A 16,812-nucleotide genomic window follows, 5' to 3' on the forward strand; every position below is an offset into this window, starting at 1 on the left:
GCGGGGGTGGCTAGGCGCCCTCGTAGGCGCTCTCCAGCTCGGCGATGTCGAGCTTGCCCATGCTCAGCATGGCGCGGGTGACACGGGTCGCCTTCTCCGGGTCAGGGTCCTGGATCATCCCGGCCAGCCGTTCGGGTACGACCTGCCAGGACACCCCGTACCTGTCCTTGAGCCAGCCGCAGGGGCCGGGCTCGCCGCCGTCCTCGGTGAGCCTGTTCCAGTAGTGGTCGACCTCCTCCTGGTCGGCGCAGAGGATCTGGAAGGAGATCGCCTCGTTGAACGTGAACTGGGGTCCGCCGTTGAGCGCGATGAACTTCTGGCCGTTCGCCGTGAACTCCACGACCAGCACGGAGCCCGCCGTGCCGGGGCCCGCGTCGGTGTGGCGGGTGATCCGGCCGATCCCGGAGTTCTTGAAGACGGACACGTAGTGGTGGGCGGCCTCTTCCGCCTGTCCGTCGAACCACAGACACGTGGTGAATCCCTCGGTGGGCATGGGCACCTCCTGAAGCGTGGACACGGTCGTCAGTGAAGACCGGTCCGCGCCGCGGAACTCATCGGTGGACCCGTGACACCCGGTGCCGGCCGTCAGGCGGCCAGGCACATCCCCTGGAGGGAACCGCCGGAGCGGTACGGGGCGCCGGTGCGGTACGGCATGCCGGTGGCGCCCGGTACGGCACGGCGGGCCGGGGCCGTCCGCCGGGCCAGCTCGGTCCCGGTCAGGGTGAGCAGGTCCCCGAGGCCCAGTCCGAGGGCGCGGGCGGCGGCCGCGAGGACCTCCGAGGAGGCCTCCTTGCGGCCGCGCTCCACCTCGGACAGGTAGGGCAGCGAGATCCCGGCGGCGTCGGCCACCTCCTTGAGGGTGCGGTCCTGCTCCCGCCGCTCGCGCCGCAGCACCTCTCCGACGAGGTCGCGCCACAGCGGCTCACCGGACGGGGACCGGCGCGTCCGGTGCCCGTCCGTCGACCCTGACGTGCCGTCAGTCGGCTCATCGCTTTCGCTGTCCCTCATTTTTCCAGCCTAGGGTCCGTGAACTCCCTTTGCGGACAGCCGGATTGCGCCCTGAGGGAAATCGGTGCGGCCAAGGCAGGCATGGGGTGGGGACTTCCGGGTAGCCGGGGAGCACCCGGCCCGGCAGGGACCGGGTATCGCACGGAGGCCGCAGGGGCCGACGTCGAGCCGTGACACACAGGGGAGAGGGAATGGCTACCGCCGCCGGGATCCGGCTGGAAGCAAAGACCGCCGACAGCACCGCACAGGACACCGGAAGCGCAGGGGAACTGCCGGGCATCGTGGATCCGGCATCCGTCGCCCCGCGCGACGCGCGGGCCCTGTCCCGCCAGTTCTTCCGCCGGCTGAACGAGGTGGAGGAGGGCACGCCCGAGTACCAGTACGCGCGCAACACCCTCATCGAAATGAACATGTCGCTCGTACGGTTCGCGGCCGGACGTTTCCGGGGCCGCGGCGACGACATGGAGGACATCGTCCAGACCGGCATGATCGGCCTGATCAAGGCCATCGACCGGTTCGAGCTGTCGCGCGAGGTCGAGTTCACCTCCTTCGCGCTGCCGTACATCATGGGCGAGATCAAGCGGTTCTTCCGCGACACCACCTGGGCGGTGCACGTTCCGCGCCGGCTCCAGGAACTGCGTGTGGAACTGGCCAAGGCCCGCGAGGAACTGTCCAGCAGGCTGGACCGCAACCCCACGGTCGCCGAACTCGCCACGCTCATGGACATCTCCGAGGACCAGGTCGTCGAGGCGCAGCTCGCCTCCAACGGCTACACCTCGGCCTCCCTGGACGCCGCGCTCACCGGCGACGGCGCCGAGGACGGCGAGGCGGTCCTCGCGGACTTCATCGGCGTCGAGGAGGAGGGGCTGCGGCTGGTGGAGGACATCCACGCGCTCGCCCCGCTGATGGCCGAACTCAGCCCCCGGGACCGGCAGATCATCCATCTGCGGTTCGTCGAGGAGGCCACCCAGGCGGAGATCGGTGAACAGCTCGGCTGCTCCCAGATGCACGTCTCCCGGCTGATCAAGCGGATCATCACGCGGCTGCGCAAGGGCATGCTGGGCGAACTCGGCATCGCCTGACCCCTGGACCCCGGTGGGACGGGACCCGTTCGGGGCGGACCGGCAACGCCGGGCCGCCCCGAACGGCATGCCGGCTCATGGCCCGGGACACCCGGCTGTCACATCTCGCAGGGCTCGCCCACAGGTGCGGCGGCTGGCGCAGGGTTCACCGACAGGTGCGCCGACTCGGGCAGGACTCGGCCGCGGATGCGGCGGCTCTCGCAACGCCTACCCGCAGGTGCCCCGTATCCGCCCCGCGCGGCGCGCCCAGCGCCCGGCACCGGCGCTCAGGGCGTCAGGACGACATGCGCGCAGACCCGCTTGCCCACGGGCACGCGCTCCACGGTGATCTCCGAGACGAGCGCGTTCACGATCTCCAGACCGTGCCGCCCGATCCGTGCGGGATCCCGGGGGAAGCGACGGGGCAGTGCGGCGCTGCTGTCGTAGACGGCGACACTGACCGCGTTGTCCGTGCCTTCCAGCTCCAGGATGTACGGGCCGTTGCTGTGCCGGTCGGCGTTGGTGACCAGCTCGCTGACGACGAGAAGGAGCTCGCCGTCCGCCCTGCCGTCGATCACGGCGCACCATTCGGTCCGCAACTGCTCCAGGAACCGCGCCGCGAAGGCCCTCGCCTCCGCTATGCACCCAGGTTCCCCGGAGTAGTGGGCCGCGCGTCGCAGCGGCTCCACGGGGACGTCGAAGGGTACGTCGAAACCAATCGGCATCACTGCCCCGTCCAGAATTTCGGTCATGCGTATCTCTCTCGGCACCTCGGCCCGTCCGGTTCTCTCCTGCACCCATCCTCGTACCCCGAGCCGGGCGGAGCACTCCCCCCGGACATGTGCCTGTTGCGCAAGGTGGCGTTTGTCACTCCGGACGGCTGTCGATCCGGTCGGCGCGAAGGGGCGGTGGGCCCCTGTCGCGGCGTACGGGCCGCCGTGACATGTGGCCCGCCGTGGCGAGCGGCCTGCCGTGGCGTGCGGCCCGCCATGGTGCGCGGCCTGGCGTGGCACGTGTCAGGCGACGGGCACGACGAGCGCCGGCAGCGTGCGCTGCATGCGCAGGGCGTCGATGGACTCGGCCAGCAGTTCGTACTCGGTGGTGTCGTCCATGGCGGCGATCCGCACCAGTCGTCCGCCGGCCAGTTCCTCGGCGACCAGTTCCTGCCGGGCGTCGTCGGCACACCACGCGCGGAGCAGGGCCGGGACGTCGGCCACCGTGTCCGGGACCGGTACCAGCGCACCCGCGGGGAACGCCGCGTGCTCCGGTGTCGGATCGAGCCGCTCGGCGATCCACGACGCACGGTCGCGCAGCCACCACAGGGCGAGCGCCAGAGTGGGCGCGCGGTAGGTGCCGAGCGGTACGCCGATACGCTGCCCCGCGCATGTCCCGTACGCCGTGACATGGCACAGGAATTCGTCGTGCACAATCACTCCCCCGTCGCCTCGCTGGTGTGCCGGCCCGGCCCTTTCTTTCGGTACGGCTCCTGTGCGGTGAAGTGGCCCCTACATTCGAGTATCGCCACTCCCGAAACACTGTCACCATTACTTTCCGGCCAGTCTCTTGGCATATTCGTGGCACGACGTGACCGAAAACGCGCGCTCGCGCACGCGCGAGCCATTTCCCGGCGGGACAGCGGTGATCACGGGGTTCCGGAACCGGTCGCTCACCTTGACCCCCTCACGGAAAAGGGGAAGGCGGGGGCACGAAAAGATCTCCGGGAGCGGGTCCCGGAGATCACGGAGAGAGACAATCTTGGCCACGGCTTTGGTGTACACGTACGTGAACACGTCTGATGTCACGCCAGGAGATAGCCGCGGGAAATGGAAAGCGCCGAAGCGTGCGAAAGCGGGGGGGCGCACGAAATGGAGACGGGGGAATTCACGCGCGCCCCGCGCGAAAGCCCGGCACGAGGGCGGCAGCGGGCACCGCGAGGACAGCACAGGGGCAGGCACCGGGACACGGGGGCGCGAGGGCGGAAAAGGGCGCGGACCGCGCGGCCGCCGGAGGCCCCCGGAGCGGCACCGCTCCACAAGGCCCCCGCACACCGTGCGGTCCACGCCCGCCCGCTCAGCCCCTGACGAGGGCGTCGATGCGCTTCAGCTCGTCCGCGTCGAACTCCGGGCCGCCGAGCGCGCCGACGCTGTCCTCCAGCTGCCCGGGGCTGCTCGCCCCGACCAGGGCGGAGGTCACCCGGCCGCCCCGGAGCACCCAGGCCAGCGCCATCTGGGCCAGGCTCTGGCCACGGGCCGCGGCGATCTCGTTCAGGGCGCGCAGGCGGCCGACCAGATCCTCGGTGAGCGCGTCCGACTTCAGGAAGGGGCTGTCGCTCGCGGCGCGTGAGTCCTCGGGGATGCCGTCGAGGTAGCGGCCGGTGAGCAGGCCCTGCTCCAGCGGGGAGTAGGCGATCGAGCCGATCCGCAGGTCGTCCAGGGTGTCCAGCAGGCCCTCGTCCTCGGGGCGCCGGTCGAGCATCGAGTAGCGGGGCTGGTGGATGAGCAGGGGGGTGCCGAGTTCCCCGAGGATGCGGGCGGCCTCGCGGGTCTGCTCCGCCGAGTAGTTGGAGACGCCGACGTAGAGCGCCTTGCCCTGCCGCACCGCCGAGTGCAGCGCGCCCATCGTCTCCTCCAGCGGAGTCTCCGGGTCGAAGCGGTGCGAGTAGAAGATGTCGACGTACTCCAGGCCCGTCCGCTTCAGGCTCTGGTCGAGCGAGGACAGCAGGTACTTGCGCGAGCCCCACTCGCCGTACGGGCCGGGCCACATCAGATAGCCGGCCTTGGTGGAGACGACGAGTTCGTCGCGGTACGGCGCGAAGTCGGCGCGCAGGGCGTCGCCGAGCGCGGACTCGGCGGAGCCGGGCGGCGGGCCGTAGTTGTTGGCCAGGTCGAAGTGCGTCACACCGAGGTCGAAGGCACGGCGCAGGATCGCGCGCTGGGTCTCGGCGGAGCGGCCGGGCCCGAAGTTGTGCCACAGGCCGAGGGACAGCGCCGGAAGCATCAGGCCGCTGCGTCCGGTGCGCCGGTAGGGCATGTCCGCGTAACGGTCGGGGTGTGCGGTGTACAACGCGACTCCAGGAGGTTGGCGCACGACGGGAAGAGGCCCGGACGGCAGGCTTCCGGGCAGCTTCGTCCACTCTTCCCCCGCGCACCGTCAGCGGTCCAACAGAAGAATCCGATGGAATTCAGCGGATAAGCTTCTCAATCATGGAACTGCGCCATCTCCAGCACTTCGTCGCCGTCGCCGAGGACCAGCACTTCACCCGGGCCGCCGAGCGCCTGATGGTGTCCCAGTCGGGCCTGTCGGCGTCGATCCGGACGCTGGAACGGGAGCTGCGGGCACCGCTGTTCGTGCGGACCACCCGCCGGGTCACGCTCACCGAGGCCGGACGCGCGCTGCTGGTGGAGGCCGAGCGGATCCTGGCGCAGGTGCGCTCGGCGCACGAGGCGGTGGCGGCGGTGCAGGGCGTGCTGCGCGGCACGCTCGCGCTCGGCACCGAACAGTGCATCGCCGGCGTGCACGTGGCCCGGCTGCTGGCGGCGTTCCGGGGGCGCCACCCGGACGTGGAGATCCGGCTGCGGCAGGCCGGTTCGGGCGCGCTGGCCGAGGACGTCGCGGCCGGGCGCGTCGACCTGGCCTTCGCCTACCGCACCCCCGTGGACGACGAGCAGTGGCGCTCGCTGCCGCTGACCAGCGAGCCCATGACGGTGCTGTGCCATCCCAGTCACCGGCTCGCGGCGTCCGGCGCGGCGCTCACACCGGAGGACCTCGCGGGGGAGGTCTTCGTGGACTTCCATCCCGACTGGGGGCCGCGCCGCACCACCGACGCCGCCCTCACCGCGGCGGGGGTACGGCGCACGGTCGCGCTGGAGGTCAACGACGTGCACACCCTGCTGGACCTGGTGGACGAGAACCTCGGGATCGCCGTCGTACCGCGGCACTTCCGGCACAAGCGGCCCTCCCTCACCGCGCTCCCGCTACGGGGCACGGGCGAGGCGGCGTACGAGACGGTCGCCCTGCTGCCACCGGAACGGGCCACCAGTCCGGCGGCACGCGCGCTGGTCGGCCTGCTCGGGACGAAGGGCCTGGCGGCGCCCGCGGAGTGGGCCGAGACCGCCTGACCGTGGGCCGCTGCCGCGCGCGGGTCCGGGATTTCCCGGCGCACCGGCGGCGGGCGTGCGCCATGGTGGAGTCATGCATGCCAAGGACATCCTCATCGACGGCTACGGCCGTATCCGGGAAGAGGTCCATGTGGCCGTCGACGGCCTCGGGCCGGAGGAACTGAGCCACCGTCCCGCTCCCGGCGCCAACTCCGTCGCCTGGCTCGTCTGGCATCTGACCCGGGTGCAGGACGACCACGTCGCCGGCGCCTTCGGTCTCGACCAGGTGTGGACGGCGCAGGGCTGGGAGAAGCGCTTCGGCCTGGGCCTGGCGAGCCACGACATCGGCTACGGGCACAGCCCGGCGCAGGTCGCCAAGGTGAAGGTGGACTCGGCGGACCTGCTCACCGGGTACTACGACGCCGTGCACGAGCAGACCCTGGGCGCCCTGCGGGGAATCGCCGCGAAGGACCTGGAACGGGTCGTGGACCGGCGCTGGGACCCGCCGGTCACCCTGGGCGTGCGCCTGGTGAGCGTCCTGTCCGACGATCTTCAGCACGTCGGACAGGCCGCCTACCTGCGAGGACTGCTCCAGTCCTGAGGGGACTGCCCCCCTAGGGGGTGTCTCCGGCGCGGGGGCGCCTGTTCAGAGCGCGGCGGCGTAGCCCGGCAGGATCACGTCGTCGATGAGGGCCTTGCGCTCGTCGAACGGGATGAAGGCGCTCTTGACCGCGTTCACCGTGACCGTGCGCAGGTCGTCGAGCGTCCAGCCCGCCGCCTCGACCAGCAGGGCCATCTCACGGGTCATCGTGGTGCCGGACACCAGCCGGTTGTCGGTGTTGAGGGTGACGCGGAAGCCCAGGTCCTTCAGCGCGGTGATCGGGTGCTCGGCGATCGAGTCGGCGCAGCCGGTCTGGAGGTTGGAGGTCGGGCACATCTCCAGGGCGATGCGGCGGTCGCGCACCCAGGCGGCGAGGCGGCCGAGCTTGCCGTCGACGATGTCCTCGGTCAGGCGTACGCCGTGGCCGATGCGCTGCGCGCCGCACACCTGGAGGGCCTGGTGGATGCTGGGCAGGCCGTGCGCCTCGCCGGCGTGGATGGTGAACGGCACGCTCTCGCGGCGCAGGTGCTCGAAGGCGGCCAGGTGGTCGGCGGGCGGGAAGCCGTCCTCGGCGCCGGCGATGTCGAAGCCGACGACACCGGCGTCCCGGTAGGCGACGGCCGCGTCGGCGGCCTCGGCCACCCGGTCGAACATGCGCATGCCGCACAGCAGGGTTCCGACGCGGACGGGCGTGCCGGCGGCGGCCGCCTTGGCCATGCCGGCGGCCAGGCCCTCCTGGACCGTCTCCACGACCTCGTGCAGCGTGAGCCCGCCCTGGGTGTTCAGCTCGGGGGCGTAGCGCACCTCGGCGTAGACGACGCCGTCGGCGGCGAGGTCGAGGACGTACTCCTCGGCGACCCGCAGCAGGCCCTCGCGGTGCTGCATGACGGCGAGGGTGTGCTCGAAGGTGGCTATGTAGCGCACCAGGTCGCCGGAGTTCGCGGCCTCGACGTACCAGGCGGCCAGCTCGTCGGGGTCGGTCGTGGGCAGGGTGTGGCCGACCTCCGCCGCGAGCTCGATCACCGTGGCGGGGCGCAGACCGCCGTCGAGGTGGTCGTGCAGCACGGCCTTGGGCAGCCGGCGGAGGGTCTCGGTGTCGATGCGGGGCGCGGTCATGGGCGTGCTTCCTCGGCGGCTGGAGCGGGTGGGGAGAGGTCAGGCGGCGGGCTGGAGCAGGTCCCAGCGGTTGCCGTACAGGTCCTGGAAGACGGCTACCGTGCCGTACGCCTCGTGGCGCGGCTCCTCCAGGAAGGTGACGCCCGCGGCGGTCATGCGCGCGTGGTCACGGGCGAAGTCGTCGGTGTGCAGGAAGAACCCCACGCGCCCGCCGGTCTGGTCGCCGGTCCTGGCGCGCTGGGCGTCGTCCTTGGCGCGGGCGAGCAGCAGGCCGGTGCCGGAGGCGGCGCCGTCCCCGGCCGGAGCGCTCGGCTCGACGACGACCCAGCGGGAGCCGTCCGGGCGCGACTCGTCCTCGGCGAGGTGGAACCCGAGGGCGTCGGTGTAGAAGCGGATGGCCTCGTCGTAGTCGTCCACGACAAGGGTGACCAGGGCAACGCGTCGCATCGGGGCCTTCCGGTGGGGGTGGTTAGCGGGAGAGGTTATACGTAAAACTAGACGCACGCCAGTCACCCCCTGGCGGGGGTGGGAGGCGGTGCGTGTGCCGCGGGACGGGGTCCGGTGCGGGGCGGTGCGCGCGTCGCAGGACGGGGCCCGGTGCGGGACGGGGCTGGTGCGGGACGGGGCGCGTGCCGCAGGACAGTGCCCGGTGCGGGACGGGGCGTGTGCCGCAGGACAGTGCCCGGTGCGGGACGGGGCGTGTGCCGCGGGGTGCGGCGGGAGTGTCAGGGGCGTTCTTCGCCCTGGGCTACTTCCACGCGGTGGTGGAAGTCGGCCATGCCGGCCACCGAGGCCACGCACGACACGGCGGTGCAGGCCAGCAGCAGGGCCGCGACGCCGCGGCCGGCCCGGCGGGAGGCCCGGGAGGCGCCGAGGAGGGCCTGGACCCGACGGGGCACGGGGCCGGTCGTCGCGCCGGCGGCGAAGCCGGGACGTGCGTCGTGGGCGGCCTGTCCGGCGAGGGCCGCGCGGGCGATGGCCCTGGCGGTCAGCCGCCGGTCGCCGACGGAGGCGGCGGCCGCCTCGTCCGCGGCGCGTTCGGCGGCGAGCCGGACGCTCTCGCGGACCGGGCGCAGGGCGGGGTGGCAGTGCGCCGCGAGCTCGGCGGCGGCCAGGAAGTAGTGGTGACCGCTCGCGTTGTGCGCCCGCTCGTGCGCGAAGAGCGCCTCGCGCTCCGCGCCGTCCAGGCTGCGCAGCATGGCGGTGGTGACGACGATGCGGTGCGGGCGCCCGGGCAGGGCGTAGGCGTCGGGGCGGGGCGAGTCCACCACGCACAGGTCCCCGACGGCGGGCCGGCTCCCGGCCTCCGTACGCGCGGCGCGGAACGCGCGCCCTTGGTGGAGGACCGACCGCACGAGGGTCCAGGCGCACACGGCGAGGGCGCCGACGGAGGTCGCGGCGGCGGGCAGCACGACGAGGTCGGAGGCGGTGTGCAGGGGGCGCACCAGTTCACCGGCGGCGGCGAAGAACGGCAGCTTGAGCAGGCCGATGAGGACGAAGGCGCCGAGGGCCGCGAGCGAGCAGCCGGCGAGGACGACCGCGCAGCCGGTGACCGCCCACAGCGCGGCGGCGGGCGCGAGCCGGTCCAGCGCCCGGCGGGCGAGCCCGGGGAGGGCGAAGGGCAGCAGGAGCGGCAGCAGCAGGAGCGCGATCATCGTTCGTCGGGTTCGAGCAGGTCCCGCAGGATGCGTTCGTCCCCGGGGCTGAGCTGGGCGACGAAGCGGGCGAGCACGGTCTCGCGGTCGCTGTCGCGGTCGAGTTCGGTGTGCATCCGGCGCGCGGTGAGCCCGTGGGCGTCCTGCACGGGGACGTAGGCGTAGCCGCGGCCCTGCCGCTGCCGTGTGACGACTCCCTTGTCGTGGAGCCGGGACAGGATGGTCGTCACCGTGGTGCGCGCGAGGCCGGCGTGCAGGCTCAGCTGGACCTGGCCGGGGGTCTGCGGGACTCCGGCGGCCCACAGGGCGGCCATGACGCTCGCCTCCAGCTCTCCGGCCGGCCGGCGTTCGTCCTTGTCGTCGGTCATGGGAACGACCCTCACCCCGTCTTCGTGCAGTGTCCGAGAAGACCGTCTACAGGATAGTAGTCCGCATCGTGCCGTCCGCCGTCGCGCGCGGTCGCGCACCCGTGGGGGGCGCCCGGGACGGCGGCGGAGCCGGAGGGGGGAACCCGGCTCCGCCGCACCTCCGGAAGCCTCGTCGCCTCGGGCCGGGCGCCCCCTCGGACTCGCGGTTGCCCGTGCCGTCAGACGGTGGCGGCGGTCCGGGCGTGCGTCGCGTCCAGGCGGCCGACCTCGTCCTCGGAGAGCCGCAGAGCGCCGGCCGCGATGTTGTCCTCCAGGTGCGCGGGATCACCGGTGCCGGGGATGGCGAGGACGTGCGGGCCCTGATGGAGGGTCCAAGCGATGCGGACCTGCGCGGGGCTCACCCCGTGCGCGCGGGCGACGGCGAGCACCTCGGCGTCGTTGCGCGCCTCGGCCGCACCGCGCTCGCCGCCCTCGCCCGCGACCGAGTAGAACGGCACGAAGGCGATGCCCCGCTCGCCGCACATCCGCAGAACCTCATGGGACCGCTCGCGGGACACGTCGAAGCCGAACCGGTTCTGCACGGACACCACGGGGGCGATCTCCAGCGCTTCGGTCAGATGCCGCGGCTCGACGGCGGAGATGCCGAGGTGCCTCACCAGGCCGGCCTCGCGCAGTTCGGCGAGGGCGCCGAAGTGCTCCGCGATGGAGTCCTGCCGCATCCGCCGCAGGTACACGAGGTCGAGGTGGTCGCGGCCGAGCTGGCGCAGGTTCTCCTCGACGTGGCCGCGCAGTTGGTCGGGGCGCGCGGAAGTGGCCCACTCTCCGCACTGGTCGCGGTGGGGGCCGACCTTGGTGGCGATGACCAGGCCGTCCTTGTACGGGGCCAGGGCGGTGTTGATCAGTTCGTTGGCGGAGCGCAGGGAGGAGAAGTAGAAGGCGGCCGTGTCGATGTGGTTCACGCCCAGCTCCACCGCCCTGCGCAGGACGGCGATCGAGCGCGCGCGGTCGCTGGGGGTGCCGAGGTGGAAGGCGGCGCTGCCCGTCAGCCGCATCGCGCCGAAGCCGATGCGGTGGACGGGCAGATCGCCGAGTTCGAGGGTGCCGGACGCGTCAGCGGTGATCGTTTCAACGGTCATCGACGGAGCATCGCACATCCGGACCTCCGGTCCCGTCCCGCCCCGTTGGCCGGGCGGGGCGGGCAACAGGCAGCGGTGGACGGGGAGTTCAGCTCAGCGGCTTGGCCAGGACGGCCTTGCGGTGGCTGAACGTGTCCATCGAGTAGCGGCCGTGGTAGCTGCCCATGCCGCTCTCCCCCACTCCGCCGAACGGCAGGTCGGAGACGGTGAGATGGGCGAGCGGGAGGCCGTGGCCGAGCCCGCCGGAGGAGGTCTCGGCGGCGATCCGGTCACGCGTGTCGTCGGATTCGCTGAAGACGTAGAGCGCGAGGGGCTTGTCGCGGTCGTTGATGAAGCCGATCGCGGCGTCGAGGTCCGGCACGGTGACGATCGGCAGGATCGGGCCGAAGATCTCCTCCCGCATCACCGGCGCGTCGGGGTCGACGTCGGCGAGCACGGTCGGCGCGATGTACTTGTCCGCGCGGTCGCTGCCGCCGCCGACGGCCACCCGGCCGGAGCCGAGCAGGCCGGAAAGGCGGTCGAAGTGGCGCTCGTTGACGATCCGGCCGTACTCGGGCGAGGCGGCGGGGTCGTCGCCGTAGAGTCCTTCGACGACACGGACGAGGGCGGCCTCCAGGGCCACGGCGGTCTCCGGGTCGGTGAGGACGTAGTCGGGGGCGACGCAGGTCTGGCCCGCGTTGAGGAACTTGCCGCGCGCCAGCCGGTCGGCGACCACGTCGAGGTCGGTGCCGCGGTCGACGAACACGGGTGACTTGCCGCCGAGTTCGAGGGTGACCGGGGTGAGGTGCTCGGCGGCGGCACGCATGACGACGCGGCCGACGGTGCCGTTGCCGGTGTAGAAGATGTGGTCGAAGCGCTCGGCCAGCAGGGCCGTGGTCTCCGGGATCCCGCCCTCGACGACGGCGACCGCGTCGGTGTCGAGGTGGGCGGGGATCAGCCGGGCCAGTGCGGCCGAGGTGGCCGGGGCGAGTTCGCTGGGCTTGGCCACCACCGCGTTGCCTGCGGCGAGGGCGCCGACCAGCGGGGCGAGCAGGAGCTGCGCCGGGTAGTTCCAGGGTGCGATCACGAGGACGACGCCGAGCGGGTCGTACTGCGTCCAGGCCGTCGCGTCGGCGCCGAGGTGCGCGGGGACGGGCGCGGATTCGGGGCGCAGCCATTCCTCGAGGTGTTCGAGGGTGTGGTCGATCTCGCGAACCGTGAAGTCGATCTCGGTGCGGTAGGCCTCGGTGGCGCTCTTGCCCAGGTCCGCGCGCAGGGCCGCGGCGAGTTCGTCGCCGTTCTCGGTGAGCATCGCGCGCAGGCGCCGGAGCTGGTCGGTGCGCCATGCGACGGGCTTGGTGCGGCCGGTACGGAAGGTGGAGCGCAGACGGGCGACGACGTCGCCGGGCCGCTCGGGGGTGGACTGCTTCACGGGTGCCTCGCTGATGGCGCCCGGGCCGCGCGGGCCCGGACATCCGGTCTCGGAATCAGATGTAAACGCCAACCTTTCAGGTAAGCAAGTAATTCCGGTGACGGCGCGCGGCTTCCGGTGACACGGGTCACGTCGACGTGGTCGGCGGACGACCACTCCTGCCGGGGCGCGGGCAGGGCCGTGGGCGGAGAGGGGGTGGACGGCGGTGACCCGCCGCGCGGGGCAGCTGAGGGTGCCGGGGGCCCGGCGTGTCAGGGGCACGCCGGGCCGCTCCCGCGCTCAGCTCGCGAACGGGACCCCGGCCGCCGGCTCGGCACGCTTCTCCCCGGGACGGGTCCACAGCCCCCGCGCCGCGAGGCGCGGCAGCACGCCCTCGCCGAACCAGTACGCCTCCTCCAGGTGCGGGTAGCCGGAGAGCACGAACTCGTCGATGCCCAGGGCGTGGTACTCCTCGATCCGCTCGGCGACCTCGTCGTGGCTGCCGACCAGTGCCGTACCCGCGCCGCCGCGCACCAGGCCGATCCCGGCCCACAGGTTGGGGTGGATCTCTAGGCCGTCCCTGCCGCCGCCGTGCAGGGCCAGCATGCGCCGCTGCCCCTCCGACTCGCTGCGCGCCAGACCCTCCTGGACGGCCCGTACGGTCTCCGCGTCGAAGCCGTCGAGCAGCCGGCCGGCCTCGTCCCAGGCCTGCGCCGAGGTGTCCCGGGTGATGACGTGCAGCCGGATGCCGAAGCGCAGGGTCCGGCCGTGCCGTGCGGCCAGTTCCCGGATCCAGGCGATCTTCTCCGCGACCTGGGCGGGCGGCTCGCCCCAGGTCAGATAGACGTCGGCGTACTGGGCGGCGACCTCGCCGGCCGCGGGCGACGAACCCCCGAAGTAGACCTCGGGCACCGGGTCGGGCAGCCGGCTGAGGCGCGCGTCCTCGACCCGGAGGTGTTCCCCGTCCAGGTCGACGGTCTTGCCCTCCCACAACTCCCGGACGATCCGCAGGAATTCGCCGGTACGGCGGTAGCGGTCGTCCTTGTCGAGGAAGTCCCCGTACGCCCGCTGCTCATGGCTCTCGCCGCCGGTGACCACGTTCAGCAGGAGCCGTCCGCCGCTCTGCCGCTGGAACGTGGACGCCATCTGCGCGGCGAGCGTCGGGGAGACGAAGCCGGGCCGGAAGGCGACCAGGAACTTCAGCCGTTCGGTGTGCTGGCTGACCATCGCGGTGGTCAGCCACGCGTCCTCGCACCAGGCGCCGGTCGGGGTGAGCGCACCGGCGAACCCGAGGTCCTCGGCGGCGCGGGCGATCTGGCTCAGGTAGGCGACCGTCGGCGGCCGGTCCCGGCCGGAGGACGTGGCCGGGCTGCCGTGGCCGCCGCCGACGACATGGCGGCTGTCGCCGTTGGTGGGCAGGAACCAGTGGAAGACGAGCGTCACGGGAGGTCTCCGATCTGTACGTGCGGAAGGAAGTGCTCTGCGGCGGGGCGGCTCGGCGCTCAGCTCGCCGCGGCGAGGAAGGGGGCCGTGCGCCCCAGGGCTGCCGAGAACCGGTCCACGACCTGCCCCAGCGCCTCCGCGGCGGACGGGGCCACGGTGACGGAGCCGTCCTCCCGGACCGCTATGTCCGAGTCGAGGGTGAACCAGCCCTGGACTATGTGGTCGGCCCCCATGGAGTTCAGTACCGGGCGCAGCGCGTAGTCGAGAGCGAGGACATGTGCGGTGGAGCCACCGGTGGCGAGCGGCAGCACCGTCTTCCCGGTGAGCGCGTACTGGGGCAGCAGATCGAGGAGCGCTTTGAGGACCCCGGAGTACGACGCCTTGTAGACGGGGGTGGCGATCACGATCCCGTCGGCCCGGGCGAACAGCCCGGCGGCGGCCACGACGGCCGGATGCCGCGGGTCGGCGCCGAGAAGGGCCTCGGCGGGGACCGTACGGACGTCGAGCGGGATCACCTCGTGCCCCTGGGCGGTCAGCCGCTGGTCCAGGTGACGCAGCAGACGTGCGGTGCGGGAGGTGGCGGAGGGACTGCCGGAGACGGACAGGACGGTGGTCATGCGTGCCTCTTCTCTGAAGAGCGGCGTGCGCGCGCCGTCCGGGCCGGGGCCACCTCGTCACCCCGCGCCCGCGGAGGCGGGGACGGTGGCGGGCGTGGCGTGACCCGTGGCGGCGGACACGCGAACGTGTTCCGGGCGCACGCCGCACCGGAACCCGCCCGCGTCCCACGGCGCACGGACCGGAGCCGTCGGAGTACGGGGCGAGCGGGTGCGACGGACGGACCGCGGCGGACGAGGTGCGGCCGGGGCGTGGATGGAGATCCGGACGTGACCGCCGCGGCGGACGCGCGGAAGGAATCAGGAGAACCCGGGAGAGGACGGGAAGGGCCCGGGCGGACCGGCGCTCACCGGGAGCAGAACCGGCCGGTCAGAGAGCGGCGCGACAACAGGCGCTGGAGACACGCGCGAGGTCGACATGGCGTCGCCGCGTGAGATCCAGTCGCATGGTCATGCCAGGGATCGTGGCAGCCCCCGGCGAGCACCGTCAAGGAAATCCCGCACGGTCTCGCATCGCGGACCAGGACGTTTCACGCCGCGCGGCGGTCTCCCCCGGCCCCGGACCCACCCGCCGCTCGGGCGGTAAGCCCGATGCCCCGTAGCCGCGCGCCGGGCCGCCGCCGGTCCGCTCGGCGGCCGGCCCGGCGGCGGAGCTCGGTCGCGGCCCGGCGGCGGCCCGGCGCGGCGTTCGCGTTCCGCCAGTGGAAGGACACGCATCCGCAAGCCGCGCCACGCGGGAAGTGATCACAGGGGGATCACCGAAGCGGAGGAACCGGGAGCGATGGACCACCAGGACTCGACACCGCTGAACTGTCTGGTGACAGGCGCCACGGGCTACATCGGCGGGCGGCTCGTGCCCGAGCTGCTGGCCGCCGGACACCGGGTGCGCTGTCTGGCCCGCACGCCCGACAAGCTGCGCGACCACCCCTGGGCCGGTGAGGCGGAGGTGGTGCAGGGCGATGTCACCGACGCCGGCTCGCTCGCCGAGGCCCTGCGGGACATCGACGTGGCGTACTACCTGGTGCACGCGCTCGGCACCGGCAACGACTTCGAGCAGACCGACCGGAACGCGGCCCGTGTCTTCGGCGAGCAGGCGAAGGCGGCCGGTGTGCGCCGCGTGGTGTACCTCGGCGGCCTGGCCCCGGAGGACGTGCCCGAGGAGGACCTCTCCCCGCATCTGCGCTCAAGGGCCGAGGTCGGCCGCATCCTGCTGGAGAGCGGTGTGCCGACCGCCGCGCTGCGGGCCGCGGTGATCATCGGCTCGGGCTCGGCCTCCTTCGAGATGCTCCGGTACCTCACCGAGCGGCTGCCGGTGATGCTGACCCCGACCTGGGTGCGCACCCGTATCCAGCCCATCGCCGTCCGGGACGTGCTGCGGATCCTGGTCGGCTGCGCGCGGCTGCCCGAGGGCGTGAACCGCACCTTCGACATCGGCGGCCCGGACATCCTGACGTACCGCGAGATGATGATCCGGTACGCGCGGGTGGCCCATCTGCCGCCGCGCGTCATCCTCCCCGTGCCGGTCCTCACGCCGTGGCTCTCCAGCCACTGGGTGGGGCTCGTGACCCCGGTCCCCGCCTCCATCGCCCGGCCGCTCACCGAGTCGCTGCGCTACGAGGTCGTGTGCGGCGAGCACGACATCCGGCAGTACGTGCCCGAGCCTCCGGGCTATCCGCTCTCCTTCGACCAGGCGCTGAAGCTGGCCCTGCGCCGGATCCGGGAGGCGAAGGTGATCACCCGCTGGACGTCCGCGGCGATGCCGGGCGCGCCCAGCGATCCGCTGCCGACCGACCCCGACTGGGCGGGCGGCAGTCTGTACACGGACAGCCGGCAGTCGGTGGTGGCGTCACCGGTGAGCACGCTGTGGCGGGTGATCGAGGGGGTGGGCGGCGACAACGGCTGGTACTCCTTCCCGCTGGCCTGGAGTGTCCGGGGCTGGCTGGACCGGCTGGTCGGCGGCGTGGGCCTGCGCCGCGGGCGGCGCGACGCGCAGCGGCTGCGGGTGGGCGACTCCCTGGACTTCTGGCGGGTGGAGGAGATCGAGCCGGGGCATCTGCTGCGGCTGCGGGCCGAGATGCGGCTGCCGGGCCTCGCCTGGCTGGAGATGTACGCGGAGCCGGACGGGGACGGCCGCAGCCGGTACCGCCAGCGCGCCCTGTTCCATCCGCACGGGCTGCTCGGGCAGATCTACTGGTGGGCCGTCTCCCCCTTCCACGCCGTCGTGTTCGGCGGGATGGCCCGCAACATCGCCCTCGCGGCGGACCGGCTGGCCGAGGAGGAGGACGGGCGGACCTCCGGCGCACCGGCCTGCTGACAGGCGCAT

At 72.8% G+C, this 16,812-nt stretch carries 18 protein-coding genes; 4 read left to right on the plus strand and 14 right to left on the minus strand.

The features are described 5' to 3' along the window. Positions 1–10: 10 nt before the first annotated feature. A complete protein-coding gene (locus tag ACIPRD_RS11755) occupies positions 11–493 on the minus strand; it encodes a VOC family protein (protein WP_356407139.1) in 483 nt (160 codons plus the stop codon). Positions 494–585: 92 nt separating this feature from the next. Continuing rightward, positions 586–1,008, minus strand: a complete 423-nt coding sequence (locus tag ACIPRD_RS11760; RefSeq protein WP_356407142.1) for a helix-turn-helix transcriptional regulator — start codon at positions 1,006–1,008, stop codon at positions 586–588. A 191-nt stretch (positions 1,009–1,199) separates the two neighbouring features. Here ACIPRD_RS11760 and ACIPRD_RS11765 point away from each other — a divergent pair, with 191 nt between their 5' ends. Continuing rightward, the gene (locus ACIPRD_RS11765) at positions 1,200–2,090 is read left to right on the plus strand and encodes an RNA polymerase sigma factor SigF (RefSeq protein WP_356407144.1); all 891 of its coding nucleotides are present in this window, start codon (positions 1,200–1,202) and stop codon (positions 2,088–2,090) included. A gap of 266 nt (positions 2,091–2,356) precedes the next feature. On the opposite strand, the gene ACIPRD_RS11770 is transcribed toward ACIPRD_RS11765, so the two are convergent. The 3 genes from ACIPRD_RS11770 to mgrA all read right to left on the minus strand — a co-directional run bounded on the left by ACIPRD_RS11770 (position 2,357) and on the right by mgrA (position 5,132). Beyond that, positions 2,357–2,821: an ATP-binding protein gene (locus ACIPRD_RS11770; RefSeq protein ID WP_356407146.1), complete on the minus strand. Its 465-nt coding sequence runs from the start codon at positions 2,819–2,821 to the stop codon at positions 2,357–2,359. 264 nt (positions 2,822–3,085) lie between these two features. Beyond that, positions 3,086–3,496, minus strand: a complete 411-nt coding sequence (locus ACIPRD_RS11775) for a hypothetical protein (protein WP_356407149.1) — start codon at positions 3,494–3,496, stop codon at positions 3,086–3,088. A gap of 643 nt (positions 3,497–4,139) precedes the next feature. Further along, positions 4,140–5,132 (minus strand): L-glyceraldehyde 3-phosphate reductase, encoded by a 993-nt coding sequence (gene mgrA, locus ACIPRD_RS11780; protein ID WP_401562368.1) that lies wholly within the window; start codon positions 5,130–5,132, stop codon positions 4,140–4,142. A 140-nt stretch (positions 5,133–5,272) separates the two neighbouring features. Between mgrA and ACIPRD_RS11785 the strand changes: the two genes are divergently transcribed. Both ACIPRD_RS11785 and ACIPRD_RS11790 read left to right on the plus strand, forming a co-directional pair. Continuing rightward, positions 5,273–6,187, plus strand: a complete 915-nt coding sequence (locus ACIPRD_RS11785; RefSeq protein ID WP_356407155.1) for a LysR family transcriptional regulator — start codon at positions 5,273–5,275, stop codon at positions 6,185–6,187. Positions 6,188–6,260: 73 nt separating this feature from the next. Then, complete coding sequence (locus tag ACIPRD_RS11790) at positions 6,261–6,767, plus strand: DUF664 domain-containing protein (protein WP_401562369.1); 507 nt, start codon at positions 6,261–6,263, stop codon at positions 6,765–6,767. Positions 6,768–6,812: 45 nt separating this feature from the next. Here ACIPRD_RS11790 and ACIPRD_RS11795 read toward each other — a convergent pair whose 3' ends face one another. The 9 genes from ACIPRD_RS11795 to ACIPRD_RS11835 all read right to left on the minus strand — a co-directional run bounded on the left by ACIPRD_RS11795 (position 6,813) and on the right by ACIPRD_RS11835 (position 14,943). Further along, positions 6,813–7,883: an adenosine deaminase gene (locus ACIPRD_RS11795; protein ID WP_401562371.1), complete on the minus strand. Its 1,071-nt coding sequence runs from the start codon at positions 7,881–7,883 to the stop codon at positions 6,813–6,815. A 39-nt stretch (positions 7,884–7,922) separates the two neighbouring features. Further along, on the minus strand, positions 7,923–8,330 hold the full coding sequence (locus ACIPRD_RS11800; RefSeq protein ID WP_356407164.1) for a VOC family protein: 408 nt from the start codon (positions 8,328–8,330) through the stop codon (positions 7,923–7,925). Positions 8,331–8,608: 278 nt separating this feature from the next. Then, positions 8,609–9,538: a M48 family metalloprotease gene (locus tag ACIPRD_RS11805; RefSeq protein ID WP_356407167.1), complete on the minus strand. Its 930-nt coding sequence runs from the start codon at positions 9,536–9,538 to the stop codon at positions 8,609–8,611. After that, positions 9,535–9,906, minus strand: coding sequence for a BlaI/MecI/CopY family transcriptional regulator (locus ACIPRD_RS11810; protein WP_356407170.1), 372 nt, complete (start codon positions 9,904–9,906; stop codon positions 9,535–9,537). The genes ACIPRD_RS11805 and ACIPRD_RS11810 overlap by 4 nt, the downstream gene beginning before the upstream one ends. Before the next feature lie 218 nt (positions 9,907–10,124). Further along, a complete protein-coding gene (locus ACIPRD_RS11815) occupies positions 10,125–11,042 on the minus strand; it encodes an aldo/keto reductase (RefSeq protein ID WP_401562374.1) in 918 nt (305 codons plus the stop codon). An 88-nt stretch (positions 11,043–11,130) separates the two neighbouring features. Beyond that, complete coding sequence (locus ACIPRD_RS11820) at positions 11,131–12,453, minus strand: aldehyde dehydrogenase family protein (protein WP_356407176.1); 1,323 nt, start codon at positions 12,451–12,453, stop codon at positions 11,131–11,133. A gap of 279 nt (positions 12,454–12,732) precedes the next feature. Further along, a complete protein-coding gene (locus ACIPRD_RS11825; protein ID WP_401562376.1) occupies positions 12,733–13,875 on the minus strand; it encodes an LLM class flavin-dependent oxidoreductase in 1,143 nt (380 codons plus the stop codon). A gap of 59 nt (positions 13,876–13,934) precedes the next feature. Next, a complete protein-coding gene (gene ssuE / locus ACIPRD_RS11830; protein WP_401562378.1) occupies positions 13,935–14,492 on the minus strand; it encodes an NADPH-dependent FMN reductase in 558 nt (185 codons plus the stop codon). 367 nt (positions 14,493–14,859) lie between these two features. Then, positions 14,860–14,943: a putative leader peptide gene (locus ACIPRD_RS11835; RefSeq protein WP_356407491.1), complete on the minus strand. Its 84-nt coding sequence runs from the start codon at positions 14,941–14,943 to the stop codon at positions 14,860–14,862. 327 nt (positions 14,944–15,270) lie between these two features. On the opposite strand from ACIPRD_RS11835, the gene ACIPRD_RS11840 reads away from it, so the two are divergent. Then, positions 15,271–16,803: an SDR family oxidoreductase gene (locus tag ACIPRD_RS11840; RefSeq protein ID WP_356407185.1), complete on the plus strand. Its 1,533-nt coding sequence runs from the start codon at positions 15,271–15,273 to the stop codon at positions 16,801–16,803. Positions 16,804–16,812 lie beyond the last annotated feature (9 nt).

It is taken from the genome of Streptomyces sp. NPDC090108 (assembly GCF_044747185.1).
In the GTDB taxonomy this organism is placed as follows: Bacteria; Actinomycetota; Actinomycetes; order Streptomycetales; family Streptomycetaceae; genus Streptomyces.